This window comes from Lentzea nigeriaca, assembly GCF_016907955.1.
Taxonomy (GTDB): domain Bacteria; phylum Actinomycetota; class Actinomycetes; order Mycobacteriales; family Pseudonocardiaceae; genus Lentzea; species Lentzea nigeriaca.
Genome location: NZ_JAFBCX010000003.1, coordinates 554,262 through 570,531 on the forward strand (window position 1 = coordinate 554,262; position 16,270 = coordinate 570,531).

At 68.5% G+C, this 16,270-nt stretch carries 18 protein-coding genes; 8 read left to right on the forward strand and 10 right to left on the reverse strand.

Annotation, left to right across the window (positions count from 1 at the left end; genetic code table 11):
- The first annotated feature begins 34 nt into the window (after positions 1-34).
- Positions 35-1,507, forward strand: a complete 1,473-nt coding sequence (locus JOD27_RS13610; RefSeq protein ID WP_204762555.1) for an aminotransferase class I/II-fold pyridoxal phosphate-dependent enzyme — start codon at positions 35-37, stop codon at positions 1,505-1,507.
- On the opposite strand, the gene JOD27_RS13615 is transcribed toward JOD27_RS13610, so the two are convergent.
- The gene (locus JOD27_RS13615) at positions 1,467-1,601 is read right to left on the reverse strand and encodes a DUF3072 domain-containing protein (RefSeq protein ID WP_229812235.1); all 135 of its coding nucleotides are present in this window, start codon (positions 1,599-1,601) and stop codon (positions 1,467-1,469) included. The genes JOD27_RS13610 and JOD27_RS13615 overlap by 41 nt on opposite strands.
- Positions 1,602-1,708: 107 nt before the next feature.
- A complete protein-coding gene (locus JOD27_RS13620) occupies positions 1,709-2,038 on the reverse strand; it encodes a hypothetical protein (RefSeq protein ID WP_204762556.1) in 330 nt (109 codons plus the stop codon).
- Between the two features lie 112 nt (positions 2,039-2,150).
- Here JOD27_RS13620 and JOD27_RS13625 point away from each other — a divergent pair, with 112 nt between their 5' ends.
- The gene (locus JOD27_RS13625) at positions 2,151-2,507 is read left to right on the forward strand and encodes a DUF6401 family natural product biosynthesis protein (RefSeq protein WP_204762557.1); all 357 of its coding nucleotides are present in this window, start codon (positions 2,151-2,153) and stop codon (positions 2,505-2,507) included.
- A 43-nt stretch (positions 2,508-2,550) separates the two neighbouring features.
- On the opposite strand, the gene JOD27_RS13630 is transcribed toward JOD27_RS13625, so the two are convergent.
- The 3 genes from JOD27_RS13630 to JOD27_RS13640 all read right to left on the reverse strand — a co-directional run bounded on the left by JOD27_RS13630 (position 2,551) and on the right by JOD27_RS13640 (position 4,834).
- Entirely contained in the window at positions 2,551-3,372 is an 822-nt protein-coding gene (locus JOD27_RS13630; protein ID WP_204762558.1) for a mechanosensitive ion channel family protein, read from the reverse strand.
- Positions 3,373-3,452: 80 nt separating this feature from the next.
- Entirely contained in the window at positions 3,453-3,620 is a 168-nt protein-coding gene (locus JOD27_RS13635) for a hypothetical protein (RefSeq protein WP_204762762.1), read from the reverse strand.
- 206 nt (positions 3,621-3,826) lie between these two features.
- Positions 3,827-4,834: a Ppx/GppA family phosphatase gene (locus tag JOD27_RS13640; RefSeq protein ID WP_204762559.1), complete on the reverse strand. Its 1,008-nt coding sequence runs from the start codon at positions 4,832-4,834 to the stop codon at positions 3,827-3,829.
- 70 nt (positions 4,835-4,904) lie between these two features.
- Here JOD27_RS13640 and JOD27_RS13645 point away from each other — a divergent pair, with 70 nt between their 5' ends.
- On the forward strand, positions 4,905-5,183 hold the full coding sequence (locus tag JOD27_RS13645; protein WP_204762560.1) for a hypothetical protein: 279 nt from the start codon (positions 4,905-4,907) through the stop codon (positions 5,181-5,183).
- Here JOD27_RS13645 and JOD27_RS13650 read toward each other — a convergent pair.
- The gene (locus tag JOD27_RS13650; RefSeq protein WP_239566970.1) at positions 5,180-6,244 is read right to left on the reverse strand and encodes a family 2 encapsulin nanocompartment cargo protein terpene cyclase; all 1,065 of its coding nucleotides are present in this window, start codon (positions 6,242-6,244) and stop codon (positions 5,180-5,182) included. The genes JOD27_RS13645 and JOD27_RS13650 overlap by 4 nt on opposite strands.
- Before the next feature lie 17 nt (positions 6,245-6,261).
- Complete coding sequence (locus JOD27_RS13655; protein WP_204762562.1) at positions 6,262-7,104, reverse strand: geranyl diphosphate 2-C-methyltransferase; 843 nt, start codon at positions 7,102-7,104, stop codon at positions 6,262-6,264.
- A 455-nt stretch (positions 7,105-7,559) separates the two neighbouring features.
- On the opposite strand from JOD27_RS13655, the gene JOD27_RS44865 reads away from it, so the two are divergent.
- A complete protein-coding gene (locus JOD27_RS44865) occupies positions 7,560-10,361 on the forward strand; it encodes a right-handed parallel beta-helix repeat-containing protein (RefSeq protein WP_239566971.1) in 2,802 nt (933 codons plus the stop codon).
- On the opposite strand, the gene JOD27_RS45985 is transcribed toward JOD27_RS44865, so the two are convergent.
- Entirely contained in the window at positions 10,351-10,482 is a 132-nt protein-coding gene (locus tag JOD27_RS45985) for a hypothetical protein (protein ID WP_275591649.1), read from the reverse strand. The two genes, JOD27_RS44865 and JOD27_RS45985, sit on opposite strands and share 11 nt — an antisense overlap.
- A gap of 97 nt (positions 10,483-10,579) precedes the next feature.
- Positions 10,580-11,533 (reverse strand): cell division protein ZapE, encoded by a 954-nt coding sequence (gene zapE / locus JOD27_RS13670; RefSeq protein WP_204762563.1) that lies wholly within the window; start codon positions 11,531-11,533, stop codon positions 10,580-10,582.
- Between the two features lie 32 nt (positions 11,534-11,565).
- On the opposite strand from zapE, the gene JOD27_RS13675 reads away from it, so the two are divergent.
- Positions 11,566-12,507 carry a pirin family protein gene (locus JOD27_RS13675; RefSeq protein ID WP_204762564.1) on the forward strand — a complete coding sequence of 314 codons (942 nt, stop codon included), beginning with the start codon at positions 11,566-11,568 and terminating at the stop codon, positions 12,505-12,507.
- A 532-nt stretch (positions 12,508-13,039) separates the two neighbouring features.
- Positions 13,040-13,441: an SsgA family sporulation/cell division regulator gene (locus JOD27_RS13680; RefSeq protein ID WP_204762565.1), complete on the forward strand. Its 402-nt coding sequence runs from the start codon at positions 13,040-13,042 to the stop codon at positions 13,439-13,441.
- Here the strand turns inward: JOD27_RS13680 and JOD27_RS13685 are convergent.
- Positions 13,438-14,337, reverse strand: a complete 900-nt coding sequence (locus JOD27_RS13685) for a lysyl endopeptidase (RefSeq protein ID WP_204762566.1) — start codon at positions 14,335-14,337, stop codon at positions 13,438-13,440. The two genes, JOD27_RS13680 and JOD27_RS13685, sit on opposite strands and share 4 nt — an antisense overlap.
- An 85-nt stretch (positions 14,338-14,422) precedes the next feature.
- Between JOD27_RS13685 and JOD27_RS13690 the strand changes: the two genes are divergently transcribed.
- Positions 14,423-15,340 (forward strand): DUF6891 domain-containing protein, encoded by a 918-nt coding sequence (locus tag JOD27_RS13690; protein WP_204762567.1) that lies wholly within the window; start codon positions 14,423-14,425, stop codon positions 15,338-15,340.
- A 61-nt stretch (positions 15,341-15,401) separates the two neighbouring features.
- Positions 15,402-16,250 (forward strand): helix-turn-helix domain-containing protein, encoded by an 849-nt coding sequence (locus tag JOD27_RS13695; RefSeq protein WP_204762568.1) that lies wholly within the window; start codon positions 15,402-15,404, stop codon positions 16,248-16,250.
- Positions 16,251-16,270 lie beyond the last annotated feature (20 nt).

Consider the following 16,270-nt stretch of genomic DNA (forward strand, 5'->3'; position numbering starts at 1 on the left):
TTCGAGAACCCTCCGTCCTGGCTACTCCAAATGCATGGACCACAGCAGAGCACCGGTGCTGGAAGCGTTGCAGGAGTTCCGCGAACGCGGCTACGTCCCGTTCACCCCGCCCGGCCACCGTCAGGGCAGGGGCGTCGACCCGAGGGTTCTCGACGTGCTCGGCCGGGAGGTGTTCGAGGCCGACGTCATCGCGCTCAACGGGCTGGACGACCGGCTCATGAGCGGCGGCGTGATCGAGCACGCCCAGGAGCTGATGGCGCACGCGGTCAACGCCGAGCAGGCGTTCTTCTCGACGTGCGGCAGCTCGTTGTCGGTCAAGAGCGCCATGCTGTCGGTCGCCGGGCCGCACGAGAAGCTGATCGTGCCGCGCCACGCGCACAAGTCCGTGGTGTCCGGGCTCATCCTGAGCGGTGTCTGTCCTGTGTGGATCAGTCCGAACTGGGACGCCGAACGGCACCTGGCCCACCCGCCGGGCGCGGACCGGGTGCGCGAGCTGTTCGAGGCCGAACCAGAGGCCAAGGGCATGCTGCTGGTGACGCCGACCGACTACGGAACGTGCGGTGACATCAAGGAGATCGCCGACGTGTGCCACGAGTTCGGCAAGCCGTTGATCGTGGACGAGGCGTGGGGCGCTCATCTGCCGTTCCACAAGGATCTGCCGCCGTGGGGCATGGACGCGGATGCGGACGTCGTCGTGACGAGCGTGCACAAGTCCGGTGCCGCGGTGGAGCAGAGCTCGGTGTTCCACCTGCAGGGCAACCTCGTGGACCCCAAGGTGCTGAAGGCCCGTGAGGACCTGCTCGGCACGACCAGCCCTACCTCGCTCGTCTACGCGACGCTCGACGGGTGGCGCCGCCAGATGGTGCAGCACGGCGAACTCCTGCTGACCGCCGCGCTGGCGCTGGCCGAGTCCGTCCGATCGGCCATCGAGGCCCTGCCGGGTCTGCACGTCATGGAGTTCGGTGACCTCGTGCACTCCTTCGACCCGTTGAAGATCGTCATCGACGTGTCGGGGCTCGACATCAGCGGCTACCAGGCGACGGACTGGCTGCGCGAGCACCAGCGCGTCACGCTCGGGCTGTCCGACCACCGGCGCGTCGTCGCCCAGTTCACCCACGCCGACGACCACCGCTCGGCGCGGAAGCTCGTCGAGGCGTTGCTGGCGTTGACCGAGGCCGACCTGCCTTCGCCGAAGCCGGTCGACCTGCCGTCGCCGGAGGAGCTGCAGCTGGAGACGGCGATGCTGCCGCGCGACGCGTTCTTCGCCGAGGTCGAGCAGGTGCCGGCGCAGCGGGCGGCCGGGCGGATCTCCGCCGAGATGATCACGCCCTACCCGCCGGGCGCGCCGGCCGTGCTGCCCGGTGAGGTCATCACCGACGACGTGCTGGACTACGTGCGCAGCGGACTGGCCGCCGGGATGCAGCTGCCGGATCCGGCCGACCCGGAGCTCAAGACCGTGCGGGTCGTCAGCTCCCGCGCCCGGTCTTCTGCTGCAACCGGTCGATGAGCTGCGAGGCTTCGACCTTGGTGAGGTCGTCCGGCACCTCCTCGCCCGCTTCCTGGGCGAGTGTGTGCAGATAGGACTCCTGTGGGCCGGTCATCGGCTCGTCACCGGTCGTCCAGTCCCGCGGGTCCTTCTCCGGCGTGCGGTTCACGGTCGTCCCCTTTCACTCGAACGCACGTTCGAGATACCCGGAACGCCCCGGAATCATGCACGCAACGTGACGTCACCGGGCTTCGACGGGTTCGGCACGGCCATCGGGCGCCGCAGACGTGCCAGCAGGCGGTGGGCGACGGTCAGCAGGGTCCGCGCCTCCATCCGCTCGCTGTAGGAGAAGTGCTCGTCCGCGGCCTCGACGCACGCCATGACGTGGGCAGGAACAGCGGTGTCGGTCGCCGCGCAGTCGGCCAGCGCCTCGCTCAGCCACCTGCGCGCCTCGTCGGCATCGATGTTGGTCAGGGCCGTGCAGACGGCGTTGTCCAGCTTCTCCAACGCGGTCGCGTGCAGCTGTCGCAACGACATGTCGTTGAGGGTCATCTCTCGCCTCCACAGCCGAATCCTGGCGCCGACTGCTTGACGCATCGGGACCGAGTACCCGGTTCGAGCACCCTGAAACCAGGACTTAACCAGCGGCGGTTACCGTGTCGGGATGCGTGCGACCTGGCGTGAGAACAACGCGCGGCGGTGGATCGCCGAACTGTCCGACCGCATCGGGATGGCCGGATGGGCGGCGCTCGCCGTCACGCCCGCGCTCGCGGCCGAGGTCGACCAGCACGCCGCGGCGGTGCGGGACATCCTGGTGCTCGGCGTCGAGGGCGCCGGCACGGTGGGCGCGGTGGTGCTGCTCGCCGCGTACGGGCGGGGTTTGCTGGACAACGCCGTCGGCCTGGAGTGGACCCCGAGGTCGTGGCTGGGCGTCCGGCTGATGGCGATCTGTCAGCTGGCCCACGCGCACGACGCGAAGCCGCTGACCGCCGACGCGTACGCGCTCCCCGAGCTCACATGAGAACGAGGCGCACCCCAGGGGGTGCGCCTCGCGTTCAGATCGTTCAGAGGTCCTCTGGCCTCCGCGCGCCGAGCACCGGGTCCTCGGTCGGAACCTGGCGCCGGGTCGAGGTGACCGGCTCGGCCGGCGCGACCGGCGTGGTCGTCTCGGCTGCGGCCCGCACCGCGTCCTCGCGGCCGCGCTGGTACGCCTCGGCCTGAGCCCGGGCCTGCGGCAGCTCCTGCTCCGCCCGTCCCAGCCAGCCTTCCCACCGCTGCTGCATCGGCCGCACCAGGCCACCGCCCACACCGACGACGAGGATGCCGCCGACCGTCGCGAGCACCGCGATCAGCACCGGCGTGGTCACCGTGGTGGCGACACCGATCTGGTTGAGCGCGGCGATGATGCCCAGCGCCCAGATGAAGATCGACGCGATGTTGGCGAGCACCCGCCCGTAGGACAGGCCACCGAGCGCGCCGCTGATGAAGTCCTTGGCGGCATTGGCGATCGCGCCCGCGACCACGATGATGATGATCGCCACGGCGGCCTTCGGCAGCCACGCCACGATGCCGGTCAGCAACTCGGAGACGGGGTTCGGCCCCCACACGCCGAACGCGATCTGCAGAGTGATCAGGATCAGCGCGTAGTAGACCAGCTTCGCGAGCAGATCAGACGCGTCGTACTTGCTCCGCGACAACATCTGCCGCACGCCGCCGCGCTCCACGAGCCGGTCGAACCCGACCCGCTCGAGGACCTTGTCGACCAGCTTGGCCACGGCTTTGGCGACGAACCAGCCGACCAACAGGATCAGCAGGAAGACCGCCAGCTTGGGCACGAACGTCGCTACCGCGCGCCAGGCGTCCGTCAGCCCTTGTCCGAAGTCCATGTCGAGCTCCCTTCGCACGGGCGCCCAGCCGGGCCACCCGCACCACGCAATACCCGGCGCGCGCACCCTTCACACGAATCTCAGCTGACCGGACGCAGCTCGCGGTCGCTCGCGACGAGGTGCTCCCACGTCCGGCCGCGCTGACTGGGAGGGGCCGACCCGTCCGCGGTGCACACCGGGTACACCAGACCGAAGGGAACCGGTTGATCGAATTCGTCACCGGTCCGGACGTCAACCAGACGACGCACGTGTGCCATCACAACCACTCCCTCGCGTGTGAGCGGCCATCAGCCGGAAGTTCGGGATCACCGAATACCCTGCGAGCAGCGCGAACATGCGTTCTACCGCTGCGACATAAGAGTGAATCGGTCGTCCACTGTGGACTAACGCTCCGGAACTGTCCTTTGTGGAACTACGGCACAGCGAGGCAGGCCACCGTCGTGTCCGGCGACCGCTAGTGGTGCAACGGCGTCACCGTCGCGTCGGTCTGGCCATTCAGCCGCACGAGCGGCTGCAACGGCAGGTCGACACTGCCGCTCGCGTTGGCCTCCAGGTGCCGCAGCATGATCCCCTCACGCAGCGCCCACGGGCACACCCGCAGCCGTTCGACACCCAGCGCGGTCATCACGGCGTGCGCGACGACGGCCCCGGCGAGGATCTGTCTCGCCCTGGGCTGCGACACGCCCCGCAGACGCGCCCGCTGCGCGGCGGACATCGAGGCCAGCCGCGGAATCCAGTCGCGGACGTCGTTCACCGTCAGGATGCGCCGCACGAACGGGCCCTCCCGCTGCGGCGGCGCGCCGGCGAGGCGGGCGAGCTGCTTGAACGTCTTGGACGTCGCGACGACGTTGCGCGGCACGCTCTCCCACCTCAACCGGTCGACGACCTCGCTCAGCGTCTCGCGCACGTACCGGCGCAGCGCCTTGACCTCGGAGCGCTTCGGCGGGTCGTGGGCGAGCATCGCGCGCGTCAGCCGCCCGGCACCGAGCGGCAGCGACAACGCGAGGTCCGGGTCGGCGTCGCGGCCGAGTGCGATCTCCATCGACCCGCCGCCGATGTCGAACAGCAGCAGCCGCCCGGCAGACCACCCGTACCAGCGGTGCGCCGCCAGGTACGTCAGCCTGGCCTCCTGCTCCCCGTCGAGGAACTGCGGCCGGATGCCGACGATCCGCTGGATGCGGTCGACGACGTCGTCCCGGTTCGTGGCGTCGCGCACCGCGGACGTCGCGAACGGGTACAGCTGGTCGACACCGTGCTGGGCGGCGGCGGTCACCGCGTCCGCCACGGCCCGCACCACCCGTTCGACGCCGTCGTCGCTGATCGCCCCGTCCGGGAGGACCTCCTCGCCGAGCAGGGTGGGTTCCTTCACCGCGTGCGCGGGCAGCGGCGGAGCGCCCGGCCGCACGTCGACGATCTGCAGCTGCGCGGAGTTCGATCCGATGTCCAGCACACCAAGACGCATCTACCGCGCATACCCGGATCCGGCCGTCTCACACCGGTTTCCGCGGTGGGTTCACGGGTAGCCGACCGCCATGAGCACGGATGTCCGCGTCATGACCCTGACCGACCACGAGTACGCCGCCGAAGTGCACGAGGGCGCCGAGACGACCACGCACCACGTCGTGCTCTCCGAGGCGTTCCTCGACGACCTCGCGCTGGTCGAGCCCGACGAGTCCGCGCTGGTCGGCGAGATCATCCGGTACCTGCTCGACCGCGAGCCGAACACGGCCGTCCCGCACGAGCTGGACGCCGCCGCGCTCGTGGGCCAGGACCCGGAGTTCCTGCCTGAGCTGCGGCGGCGCCTCACCTAGCGGTAGCGGGGATGGGTGGTGTGCCATTCGAAGCCGCCACCCATCCAGGCCTTGGTGCCCTTCAGGAACCGGTGCAGCTCCAGCGACGGCACGGCCAGCAGCGCCTTGTGCCCCGCCTCGAAGTCGCGCACCAGCTGGTTGTGCAGCTCCACCGTCCGAGCTGTGGCTTCGGCGATCGAGCACTCCCGGTCCGCCGCGATCTGCAACACCATGTTGCACACCGGCTTCTCGTCGGCGGCGTCCTTCTCCACCGACACCAGGTCGTTGACCATCACCGACGCCGTGCCCGCCGCGGTCAGCAGCTGCCGCACGCGCGGGTCGTAGTACAGCGGCGCAGCGAGTTCGTACCCGCCGACGGCGTCGACCAGCGTCATCGACGTGTAGAAGGTGTCGTGCTGGCGCGTCGCGAGGTACTGCCACGCCGGCGGGTAGTCGCCGGTGTGCCGCCATGCCGCGTAGGCGCTCCACGACACGAACATCGCGAACGTCGAGTAGCAGACCCGTTGCACCACAGTGGGTGTGCTGCGGGACGACAGGTGCGTGATGCCCGACCGCAGGCCGACGAGCACCGGGTCCGAGGCCAGTACCTCCTCCAGCTCCTCGGTGAACTCGGCGGCGGGCGCCACCGGGTCCATCGCGGCCATCGCCAGCGCCAGTCTGGGCGGCAGCTCCGCCGGGACCGCGCCCATCTCGGTGCTGTCGGCGTAGAGGTCGTCGGCCGCCCACCACGCCGCGTTGAGCTTCGCGGCGATCAGCAGCTGCTCCACGTCGTCGGTGTCGACGTGGGTCAGCACGGCCAGGCGGCCGAACATGCCGCCCAGGAACCGTTCCGGCTCCGCGAAACCGCAGTCCCCCGCCCACGCGACGAGCCGTTCGTCGACGGCGGCGGCCAGCAGGTCGTCCTCGCGTTCGACCACCGGCACGTACAACGGCGGCGCCGTGCCGTCGCCCCACGGGCGTTCCGCATAGCCGGGTTCCGGTGGCAGCTCGACCGCCTCGGGCCGCCCGAGGCGGGCAGCAGACGTGCCCAGCCCGGACGGCCCGGAAAGCAGCTCCCTCATGTCAGACACGAACTCCATCAGATCCTGTCGGCGGCGATCAGCAGATAGTGGAACGAGCCCTCCTTGTACGCGGTGAGGAACGGGTCCTCGATGCCGGTCGCGACCGACGACTTCGCGCGCAGCTCCCAGTACGGGATGGTCTCCGGCGTCAGGTCGACCACGCTGATCGGCACGAAACCGTTGTCCGCCAACGCCTTGAAGTACTCGCTGCGCGGGTGGATGTTGCAGATGTAGTGCTGGTCGATCTGGCTGACCGCCCGCGAGCGGCCACCCGTCAGGTCGTTGTAGCAGCCGGTGATGCAGACGTACCGGCCGCCGGGCGCGATCAGCCGGGCGAACTCGCCGTACAGCTGCTGGAGGTCCACGTACATCGTGGTCTCGTTGGTCCAGATGCCGTCGAACGCTCCGGTCTCGAAGCCTGTGTCGAGCATGTTCTTGAAGTGGAACCGAACCTGGTCGGCGACACCGCGTTCCCGCGCCTGGTGGTTGGCGAACGCCACCTGCTGCTCGGAGATGCTGACGCCGTCGACCTCGCAGCCGAACCGGGCGTTGGCCATGAAACTCGTGCCGCCGCGGCCGGAACCGCCGTCCATCAGCCTGCCGCCCAGCGGGATGTCGCCGAAGTGGTCGAGCAGTACCTCCGCCTGCGCGGTCTCCAGCCTGTGCATCTCGGCGATGATCGCCTCGTCGCCCATCTCCAGCACGGCCGGGTCGTAGGCACCGAGCCCGTAATGGTGGTGGTAAAGCCCATCGACCTCACCGAGCTTGATGTTGACCGGGTCCTTCTCCCTGTTCCAGTAGTCCGCGACGGAACGCTGGTAGTCGGTGCGCAGAACCGGCTTCACAGTGGGGCTCGCCATGACCTGTGGTGCTCCTGTTCGTTGGAACGCTCACTGCCGAACAGCATTCGACCCTTGCAGCTGTCGGCGCAGCGGGCGATCCGCCGTTCAGGGGTTGGTTCGGACACGAACGGGTGCGCCGGATGGTGCACTCCGGTACATCCCTTAACTCGCGCAACCGGCGCGGTACCCCCACTTTCGTGGGATTCGCGCGTCCATCCGGCTGACAAAAAGCGCAGATTCCATCTCGCTTGGAAAATTCGGCACGCCGCCGCCACGACCAGCCCGTCCGAACAGGCGGAAAACCGTCATTGAAAACCGTTTCAGGATTACCTGATTCAGGAATGTGAATGTTTGACACATATGCACCCTTCGACTACAAAGAAATAGCCCCGCCCTGCCGAAGAGGGTTGTCAATGACGCGAACCTCCCCAGCCCTGCTCACACTGCTCTTAATCGGTTCACTCGGCGTACCCGTGACCACGGCGGCCGCCACACCGGCACTGACCGGCCTGGATGTCTCGTCAGGCAACCGCCGACCCCCTGTTTCCGGCCTCTACGACTGGTCGAAGGCGGGGTATCGCGGCAATGGCGTGCTGCCCGGAAACAATGACGTGAACCCGAGTGCGAGTTGTCAGATCACGGCAGAGGAACTCGCTTCCCAGTTCAACGTCCGTCCGAATGACCCCGCCGACGACAGCGCCGGGTTGCAGGCCGCGATCGACGCCATCAGGACGCAGTGTTCACCGAGTGCGAGCTATTCCAAGCTCAGCCTGATCACGCTGCCCGCCGGCGAGCTGAAGGTGTCCAGGGAGCTGCATGCCGACGCCGACTACCTGATCATCAGAGGTGCCGGCGCGACCGCGACGAAGATCGTCTACACGCCCGACGCCATCACCCGCTACGACGCCATCACTCCCGACGGCTCGCACTGGGACGAGGACGGGATGACGTACGGCCAGGGCAAGGGCGGCTGGCTGTGGCCGGGCCGCGGCCTGTTCCGCGTCCAGTCGCGCGGGGTCCACACCGCCTACGCGAACGACTACGCGTCGGCACCGGCCAACCGCAAGGACATCTTCGAGGGCACCGTCAACGTGCACTGGAAGGCGGGTGCGAAGGTGAGGACGGCCGCGAAGGCCGGCGACCGCGCGATCCAGGTGCAGTCCACGACCAACATCAAGGCGGGCATGCTGGTCAACGTCCGCGCCGCGAACTCGGTCAAGTTCTACGAGCAGCAGTTCGCGAACGGCACACAGTGGCCGTATCTGAACATGCACATGCGCCAGCAGATCTTCACCGTCGCCTCGGTGTCGAGCACTACCGTCACGCTCGACAAACCACTGGAGTTCGACGTTCCGGTCAACTCCACCTCGGACGGTTCACCGGCGATAGCCGGGGCGACCTACGACTCGAAGGTGTCGCCGCTGGTGGACCCGGTCCTCGGCGTCGGGTTCGAGAACTTCGGCTTCACGCAGGCGATGCCGAACCTCGACCCCGCCGAGGCCGTCCACAACTACGGCAACATGGCCCCCGCGGACGAGATGCACGGCATCGTGTTCAAGTGGGCGGCGAACTCGTGGGTGCGCGGCATCCGCGCGGAGATGACGGGCTCGCACCCGATCGTCACCGAGGAGGCCAAGAACCTGCAGATCGTCGACAACTACCTCGACGGCTCGTGGAACAAAGGCAAGGGCGGCAACGGTTACTTCCGCGGCTCGCGCGTGTGGGACTCGCTCTACGCGGGCAACACGTCGCGCAACCTGCGCCACTTCACGTTCCAGTGGTCCGCCTCGGGCAACGTCGTGATCGGCAACGACTTCGACTCCGACCTCAACCTGCACGGCGGCTGGGAACGCAACAACCTCTTCGAGCTCAACACGGTCCGCGTCCCCTACGCCCACCGCTCCGGCAACTGCCGCGCCAACTGCGGCGAGGAAGGCGGCGGCGGGCCCGACGACTCCAACTGGTTCCCGATCTGGTGGGGCGCGGGCAAGAAAGCCGTGAAGTGGTCCGGCGCGTCGGGCCCGCGCAACGTCTTCTTCAACAACGAGATGACGAAGCAGCTGTCGACCGGCGGCGCCTACGAGCCCTTCTACGACGACCGGCAGCGGATCTACCAGTTCGGTTGGAACGGCACCGCCTACCAGCACCTCGACATCGGCGGCACCGCAATCGCGGACTGGGCGAAGAACGAGCAGCGCGACTATACCGGCGGTCACGGCGTCGACGACTCCAGGACCGACCCGGCCCGCTCGCTCTTCCTCAAGAACGTCCCCGGCACGCCGACGGACCCACCGCCCAGCGAGACGCCAGGCACCGTGACGACCGCGGACCAGCTGAAAACCGCGCTGGCCAACGCGAAACCGGGCGAGACGATCACGCTCGCGCCCGGCACCTACCGCGGTTCGTTCGTGACGACCAAGGCAGGCACTGCAAGCGCCCCGATCACGCTCACCGGCCCGTCGACCGCGATCCTGATCAACGACGGCCCGTCGGGTGAGGCACCGTCCTGCCCGGCGCCGACGGCGGGCTGGGACTCGGGGTACGGCCTCTGGCTGTTCGGCGCGCCGTACTGGAACCTCAAGGGCTTCACCGTCAAGGAGTCCAAGAAGGGCATCGTCCTCGACAACTCCCACCACGTGACGATCGACGGCGTCACGGTGACCAAGACCGACGAGGAGGCCGTGCACTTCCGGCGTTCGTCGGCCGACGGCGTCGTCAGGAACTCCACGATCACCGACACGGGTCTGGTGCAGAAGGGCTACGGTGAAGGCGTCTACATCGGATCGGCGAACTCGAACTGGTCCTGCCACGGCAACTCCGGTGGCGTCGACCGCTCCGACCGCGTCCAGGTGATCGGCAACAGGATCGGCCCCGGCATCGCGGCGGAACCGATCGACGTCAAGGAAGGCACGCACAACGGCCTGATCCAGGGCAACACGTTCGACGGCCGCGGCATCACCGGCGAGAACTCCGCCGACTCGTGGATCGACATCAAGGGCATCGGCTACCGCATCGAGAACAACACCGGCACCTTCACCACGCCGGGCACGTTCGCGAACGGCTACGAGACCCACAACCCGAGCACCACGCCGTCGTTCGCCAACGGCTGCGGCAACGTGTGGCGCGGCAACTCCTCCGACCTCGGCGGTGTCGGCGAGTACGCCATCAAGATCACGTCGACGTCGAGGTGCTCGGCGAACCCGAACGTCGTCCACGCCTCGAACACGGTCACCCGCGCGAAGAAAGGCCTGACGAACGTCCCGGTCACCCCGTGAGAGAACGAAGTGCCCGCACCTCGTCCCGCAACGCCCGGACCTCCTGCAACAACAGGTCGTAGTGCGTCGCGGCGCGGGGTGCGGGCACCTGCTGCACGTCCGCCTCCATCGCGCTGCACACGACGGCGATGAAGACGACCAGCAGGTAGCAGAGGTCGTGCCGTGCTACTCCTTGCCGCGGGACAAGGGCACTGTCGGCCGGACGAGACCCCAGCTGATCACCCGGTCGTGTTGATCAGCTCCAGGCGGCTCGCGGTCCGGGCGACGTCGAGAGCCTCGCCGCCGACGATCTCGGCCAGCGGGTGGTCACTCACCAGTGTCAGCCGGACGTCGCGGTCGACCAGCACGTCCACGACGTTCGCGAACCGTTGCCGCGCCTCGCGATCGCACGTGTCGAGGCGCGGCACGGCGGCGATCACCCAGTCGTCGTAGCGATCGGCGAGCACCAGGTAGTCCTGCGTGGACGTCGGCTTCTCGCACAGGTCGCCGAAGTCGAACCAGACGCGGCCGCGGTCGGTGCCCAGTGCCGTGACGTGCCTGCCGTTGATCTCCAGCACGACCGGGGTGACGGGCAGTTCGGCGAACCCGACGATCGAGCCGGTCTCGAACCGCGAACGCGGACGGCCGTGCAGGTACCGGTAGTCGGTGGGTCCGGCCAGTTCCACGGTGTCCATGAGCTCGTGGACCAACGCGATGCCCGGCAGGAAGTGGTCGTGGTACAGCGGGTTGGGCAGCAGGCCGTCCGGCGGGTAGTTGGACGTGGCGACGACCATGACCCCGCGTGCCTTCAACACCTCCAGCAGCCGCGTCATCAGCATCGCGTCGCCGACGTCGTGCAGGTGGAACTCGTCGAACGCCAGCACGTCGCACCGGCCGATCAGCTCGTCGACCGCCTTCTTCACCGCACCCGGCATGTGCAAACGCGCCGAGATGCGCGCGTGCAACTCCTGGAAGAAGGAGTGGAAGTGCACACGCCGCTTCCGGCGCACGGGCAGGACGTCGAAGAACGCGTCCGCGAGGAAGCTCTTGCCCCGGCCGACCGGCCCGTGCAGGTAGACGCCCCGGCGCCGCTCCCCCAGCGAGGCGAGCCGATCGACGGCTCGGAGCTGTGCGTCGTCCAGGACGTAGCCGCTGCGGGACACGTGTGCGAGCAGACTGGCGCGAAGATCCACTGTTCCCCCCGCGCCAGCTTACGATCGCACCCGTGAGCAATGTCGAGGCCGAGCCCGCGGAAGTGACGTGCGCCTCCACCCCCGGCGGGGTGGAAGTCCTGGAGCCGCGGGACGTCCCGCTGGGCGGCCCGCGCGCCATGTCGGTGCGCCGGACGTTGCCGCAGAAACAGCGATCGTTCATCGGCGCGTGGTGCTTCTGCGACCACTACGGCCCGGACAACGTGAAGATGGACGTCGCCCCGCACCCCCACACCGGACTGCAGACCGTCAGCTGGCTCTTCACCGGCGAGATCGAGCACCGCGACAGCCTCGGCGTGCACGCGTTCGTGCGGCCGGGCGAGCTGAACCTGATGACCGGCGGCCGCGGCATCGCGCACTCCGAGGTCTCGACGCCGTCCTCCACCGTCCTGCACGGCGTGCAGCTGTGGCTCGCCCTGCCGGACGCCCACCGCGACGCCCCGCGCGACTTCCAGCACTACGCGCCGCCGACGGTGACGCTGGACGGTGCCGCGATCCGGGTGTTCCTCGGCTCGCTGGCCGGCTCCACGTCCCCTGTGACCACGTTCACACCGCTGCTCGGCAGCGAGATCGTCCTGCCCGCGGGGACGACGATCGACCTCGACGTGACACCGGAGTTCGAACACGGCGTCCTGCTCGACACCGGCGACGTGACCGTCGGCGACACCGCTCTCGACCCCGGCGCACTCGGCTACGTCGGCACCGGCCGCGCCACGCTGCGCCTCACGACTCGCGACGGCGCGAGGGTCGTGCTGCTGGGCGGCGAGCCGTTCGGCGAGGAGATCGTCATGTGGTGGAACTTCGTGGGCCGCACCCACGACGAGATCGTCGCCTTCCGAGACGAGTGGCAGGCCGAGACCGACAGGTTCGGCCGTGTCGAGGGCTACGCAGGCGCGCGGCTGCCCCCTCCACCGCTGCCCGGCGGCCGGCTACGCCCGCGCGGCAATCCGGCGTAGCACCCAGTCCACGAACTCCTCGGCGCCTGACCTCGCAGCCAGGACACCGAGGAGTTCGTCCAGCCGGGCGGCTCGGTCCTGCACCGGCGAGCACGGCGATGGCGCGGGCGTCCTGTTCACTGTTGACCTCCCACCACCCGTCACGGCGGTCCGAGTGCAGCCTGTCCCGGTACAGTTCCTCGGCCTCGGAGACGGGCTTCGGCACGCTTCCCAGCACCAGCATGGCGGTGCCGCCCGCGGGTAATCGGACCGAACCGGGACCGGCCTTGGGCGGTGCGGGTTGCTGCTGGTGGGCGCGGAGCCTTTGAAGCCCGCTGCCCTGGCCATGGGACCGACCACGTCTCGAAGCGCCGCCCTGAACGCTGCCTGCAGCGACATGAGACGCCCTCTCACCTAGCGTGCCAGCACGGTCACGGAAAGCGCCCAGCGCAAATTGTTGTCAAAAGTCATAGTTCCAGACCGTTGAAAATCACGTTCCGATCGCTTTTCCTGAGCGAGGCATCCACGGCGGTTGCCACGCGTCTAGGAGGGCATGACGAACGTGACACGAGTGGGCGCCGAGTCCGTCTTCGCCTTCATCGCTCCCTCCGGGCGCCCCCTGCCCGTCGAGGTCGAGCTCGGCTACCGCGCTGACGACCCGCACGCCGTGACCATGACGTTCCGCATGGGACGCCAGGAGACGGTGTGGCTGGTGAGCCGCGACCTGCTCGCCGACGGTCTGATCACCACCAGCGGTGCCGGTGACGTGCGGCTGCGGCCGCACAACTCGACGACCGCCGTGCTCGAGCTGCGGTCGGACGTGTCGCAGGCGGTGTTCCACGTGCGGTCCTCCGAACTGCAGGAGTTCCTGAACTCCACCTACGACGTAGTCGCCCCCGGACACGAGAACGACTACATCGACTTCGACGCCGAACTGCGCAAGCTGCTGGACTAACTGACGCCGTTGCGGATCGCGCGCGCGTAGGCCGCCGCGGTCCCCTGGGCTGAGCACGTCTTCATGTCGTCGTAAAGCCACATGAAGCCGCCGACGATTCCGGCCGACCCGTGCCACGACCTCATCTTGCTCTCGACGGTCGCGGGCGAGTCACCCGCCGAGCACCCCGACCCGTGCCTGCTCCACAGGCCCGGATCCACCGTCATGCCGAGCGCGCGGTTCCACGTGGCCGGGTTGTTGCCCGCGCCGCCCGCGTAGCCCTGCAGGTAGACGCGGTCGACGAGCGCGCCGAGGTTGTTCTTGAGGTTCCCCCAGAACGACTGGTTCGTGTACGGCGCGAACGTGAACTTCGAGTACCCGAGCCCGGCCGCCATCCTGGCGAACTTGGCGGTCGCGTCGACCTGGTAGTACGACTCGTCGTCGTTGTTGATCGCGTCGGCGCCGGTGGCGGTCTTCAGCGCCTGGAAGTTGCGGTACAGGACGCTCGACGACCCGGTGCCCTGCGAGCCGATCAGCTTGGCGATGTTCTCCCAGTCCGGCACGGCCCAGGCGCCGATGCTGACCTCGATGCGGTTGACGCTCGTGGGCGCCTGCTTGAGCGTCTTCAGGCGTGCGGGCCAGCCGGGGTCGCCGACGTAGCGGCCGTTCCGCACGATCAGGACGTCGTTGTAGTACAGGTCGCCGTCGGGGTGGACGTGGATGCTCCAGAGGATCACCGTCGTGAACCCGGAGGCGCGCAGGGTGTTCATCACGGCTTGGCCGTCGGCGTAGAACGGACCGCCGCCGTACACCGCCGACCGCGGCGACTGGGCCGAGGCCGGTGCGGGGTCGAGAGCTGTCAGGCCACACAGGGCCAGCACAGCGGCGAGGAGAGCGGGGAACCAGGGCCGCCTCATCACGAATGTCCCTTCGTCAGGTGGCGGCCTGCTCCCACCATAGCCAGCTGATCAAGGGCCGGTCTGGGTGTGCCAGAGTCTGCGCATGCTCGAGATCGTGGTGCAGACCGAGAACGGGGAACGGCACGTCCGCGTGTCCGCCGAGGATCTCGCCGGGCTGGTCCGGCGGATCGGTGGTGACGGCGACCGGTTCCTGGTGGTCCAGCGGGTGCCCGATCTGCCCGACTTCTTCGCCCAGATCTGGCACGAGGCCGGTGGTGACTACACGGTCGAGCACCGCGACGGCGGGCCGGGCCGGCACTTCCAGGCGACGACCGGCAGCACGGAGGCCGTGGTCGCCGCGATCGCCGGCTGGGCCCGCGGACAGGCCGGGTGGGACGGTGCTCTGGCCTGGACGCCGCTGGACCTGGGGCCCGCCCGCGAGGTGCCGCCGCTCGACCTCGGCGACGACGAACGCGAGCAGCTGGAGGAACGGCTGCGCGAGGTGCTTGCCGGCGGCTACACCACCCGCGCCGAACTGACCGAGCTCGCGGAGGACCGTCTGTCCACTGAGGACAGTCGGCCCGTGTCGCGCGAACAGGCACGGGTACTGGCCGACCGGTTGTGGCTGGAGCGGGTCGCGGAGCAGGAATCGTGGCAAGGCGAGACCGATCCCGAGCGACTCACGCGCGCGTTCACGGCCTTGCAGGACAACGGAATCACCGCCCGCGAGAACTTCACCTGCTGCCGCAGCTGCGGCCAGGCCGAGATCGGCGGTGAAGCCGAGCCGGACGCTCGCGGCTTCGTCTACTTCCACAGCCAGTGCACGGATTCCGCCGCGGCCGGCCACGGACTGGCGCTCTACTACGGTGGTTTCGACGGTTCGTCCGACACCACCACGGCCGTCGGCCACGAAGTCGTGGCAGCCCTCGCGGCAGCCGGGCTTCGTGCCGAGTGGGACGGTGACCCCGGCCGCTCCATCACCGTCACTCCCCTGGACTGGCGCCGCCGCCTGGTCGGCTAGCGGCGTTTTCACCCGAACGAGCCCGTATCATGGACTAAAAACAAGCCATAGCGTCGAAGACGTGACAGTGACGACTTCGACGCCCTACAGCAGGGATCTCGGCGACGAGCTGCGCCGGCTGCGGCAGCGCTACACCGGCCTCAGAGGACGCGCGCTCGCCATCCAACTCGGCTGGGATCCGAGCAAAGTCTCCAACATCGAGCACGGCAAGGTGCGCGCGAGCGAGATCGACCTCGTTCAGTACCTCACGGTGTGCGGTCAGGACATCGACGCCATCGACGCTTTCCGCCGCCGCTACTGCAACGCCTTCGACACTTGTTTCGCGCAGGTGCCCGACAATCTCCGCACACTGGCCATGACCGAGTCGATGGCCACGAAGATCACCAGCTACGAGGTGCTGAAGCCGCCGGTCCTCCTGCAGACCCGGCAGTACGCCCACCACCTGATCGCGGAGTCGGCGTTCAACACCCCGGACGAGGTCGACAGGTTCGTCGACCTCCGCATGGAGCGGCAGACGGTGCTGCGGCGGCCTTTCCGGCCCGAGTGCTTGTTCTTCGTCCACGAGCTGGCCCTGCAACTGCGCGTCGGCGACGCGAAGCTGATGGAGGACCAGTACCTCCGGCTGCTGTTCAACACGCACGTCCTGCGCATCGTGCCCGCGCACTTCAGAACCATTGCCACGCACGACAAATGCACGCTGTACGAGTTCGACAAGGCCGCGCCCGTGACGTACGGCGAGTCCGACACGGCCCAGGTCTTCGCGCAGAACGACCTCGCCGTCAGCCGCGCCAGGCGGTTGTTCGAACGCCTGGACGCCATCTCCCTGGACCAGGAGCAATCGAAGGACAAGCTGATGGAGTACGTCAGAGCACTGCGCGGGCACGCGAAACCCGCCCTGCAGCGAACCTGACCCAACCGGCTGCCCCAGGG

What these genes read in the sequence shown, in the direction of transcription:
- JOD27_RS13610 (WP_204762555.1), top strand. Translation starts at nt 35, where the DNA reads ATGGACCACAGCAGAGCACCGGTGCTGGAAGCGTTGCAGGAGTTCCGC.
- JOD27_RS13615 (WP_229812235.1), bottom strand. Translation starts at nt 1,601, where the DNA reads ATGACCGGCCCACAGGAGTCCTATCTGCACACACTCGCCCAGGAAGCG.
- JOD27_RS13620 (WP_204762556.1), bottom strand. Translation starts at nt 2,038, where the DNA reads ATGACCCTCAACGACATGTCGTTGCGACAGCTGCACGCGACCGCGTTG.
- JOD27_RS13625 (WP_204762557.1), top strand. Translation starts at nt 2,151, where the DNA reads ATGCGTGCGACCTGGCGTGAGAACAACGCGCGGCGGTGGATCGCCGAA.
- JOD27_RS13630 (WP_204762558.1), bottom strand. Translation starts at nt 3,372, where the DNA reads ATGGACTTCGGACAAGGGCTGACGGACGCCTGGCGCGCGGTAGCGACG.
- JOD27_RS13640 (WP_204762559.1), bottom strand. Translation starts at nt 4,834, where the DNA reads ATGCGTCTTGGTGTGCTGGACATCGGATCGAACTCCGCGCAGCTGCAG.
- JOD27_RS13645 (WP_204762560.1), top strand. Translation starts at nt 4,905, where the DNA reads ATGAGCACGGATGTCCGCGTCATGACCCTGACCGACCACGAGTACGCC.
- JOD27_RS13650 (WP_239566970.1), bottom strand. Translation starts at nt 6,244, where the DNA reads ATGAGGGAGCTGCTTTCCGGGCCGTCCGGGCTGGGCACGTCTGCTGCC.
- JOD27_RS13655 (WP_204762562.1), bottom strand. Translation starts at nt 7,104, where the DNA reads ATGGCGAGCCCCACTGTGAAGCCGGTTCTGCGCACCGACTACCAGCGT.
- JOD27_RS13680 (WP_204762565.1), top strand. Translation starts at nt 13,040, where the DNA reads ATGACGAACGTGACACGAGTGGGCGCCGAGTCCGTCTTCGCCTTCATC.
- JOD27_RS13685 (WP_204762566.1), bottom strand. Translation starts at nt 14,337, where the DNA reads ATGAGGCGGCCCTGGTTCCCCGCTCTCCTCGCCGCTGTGCTGGCCCTG.
- JOD27_RS13690 (WP_204762567.1), top strand. Translation starts at nt 14,423, where the DNA reads ATGCTCGAGATCGTGGTGCAGACCGAGAACGGGGAACGGCACGTCCGC.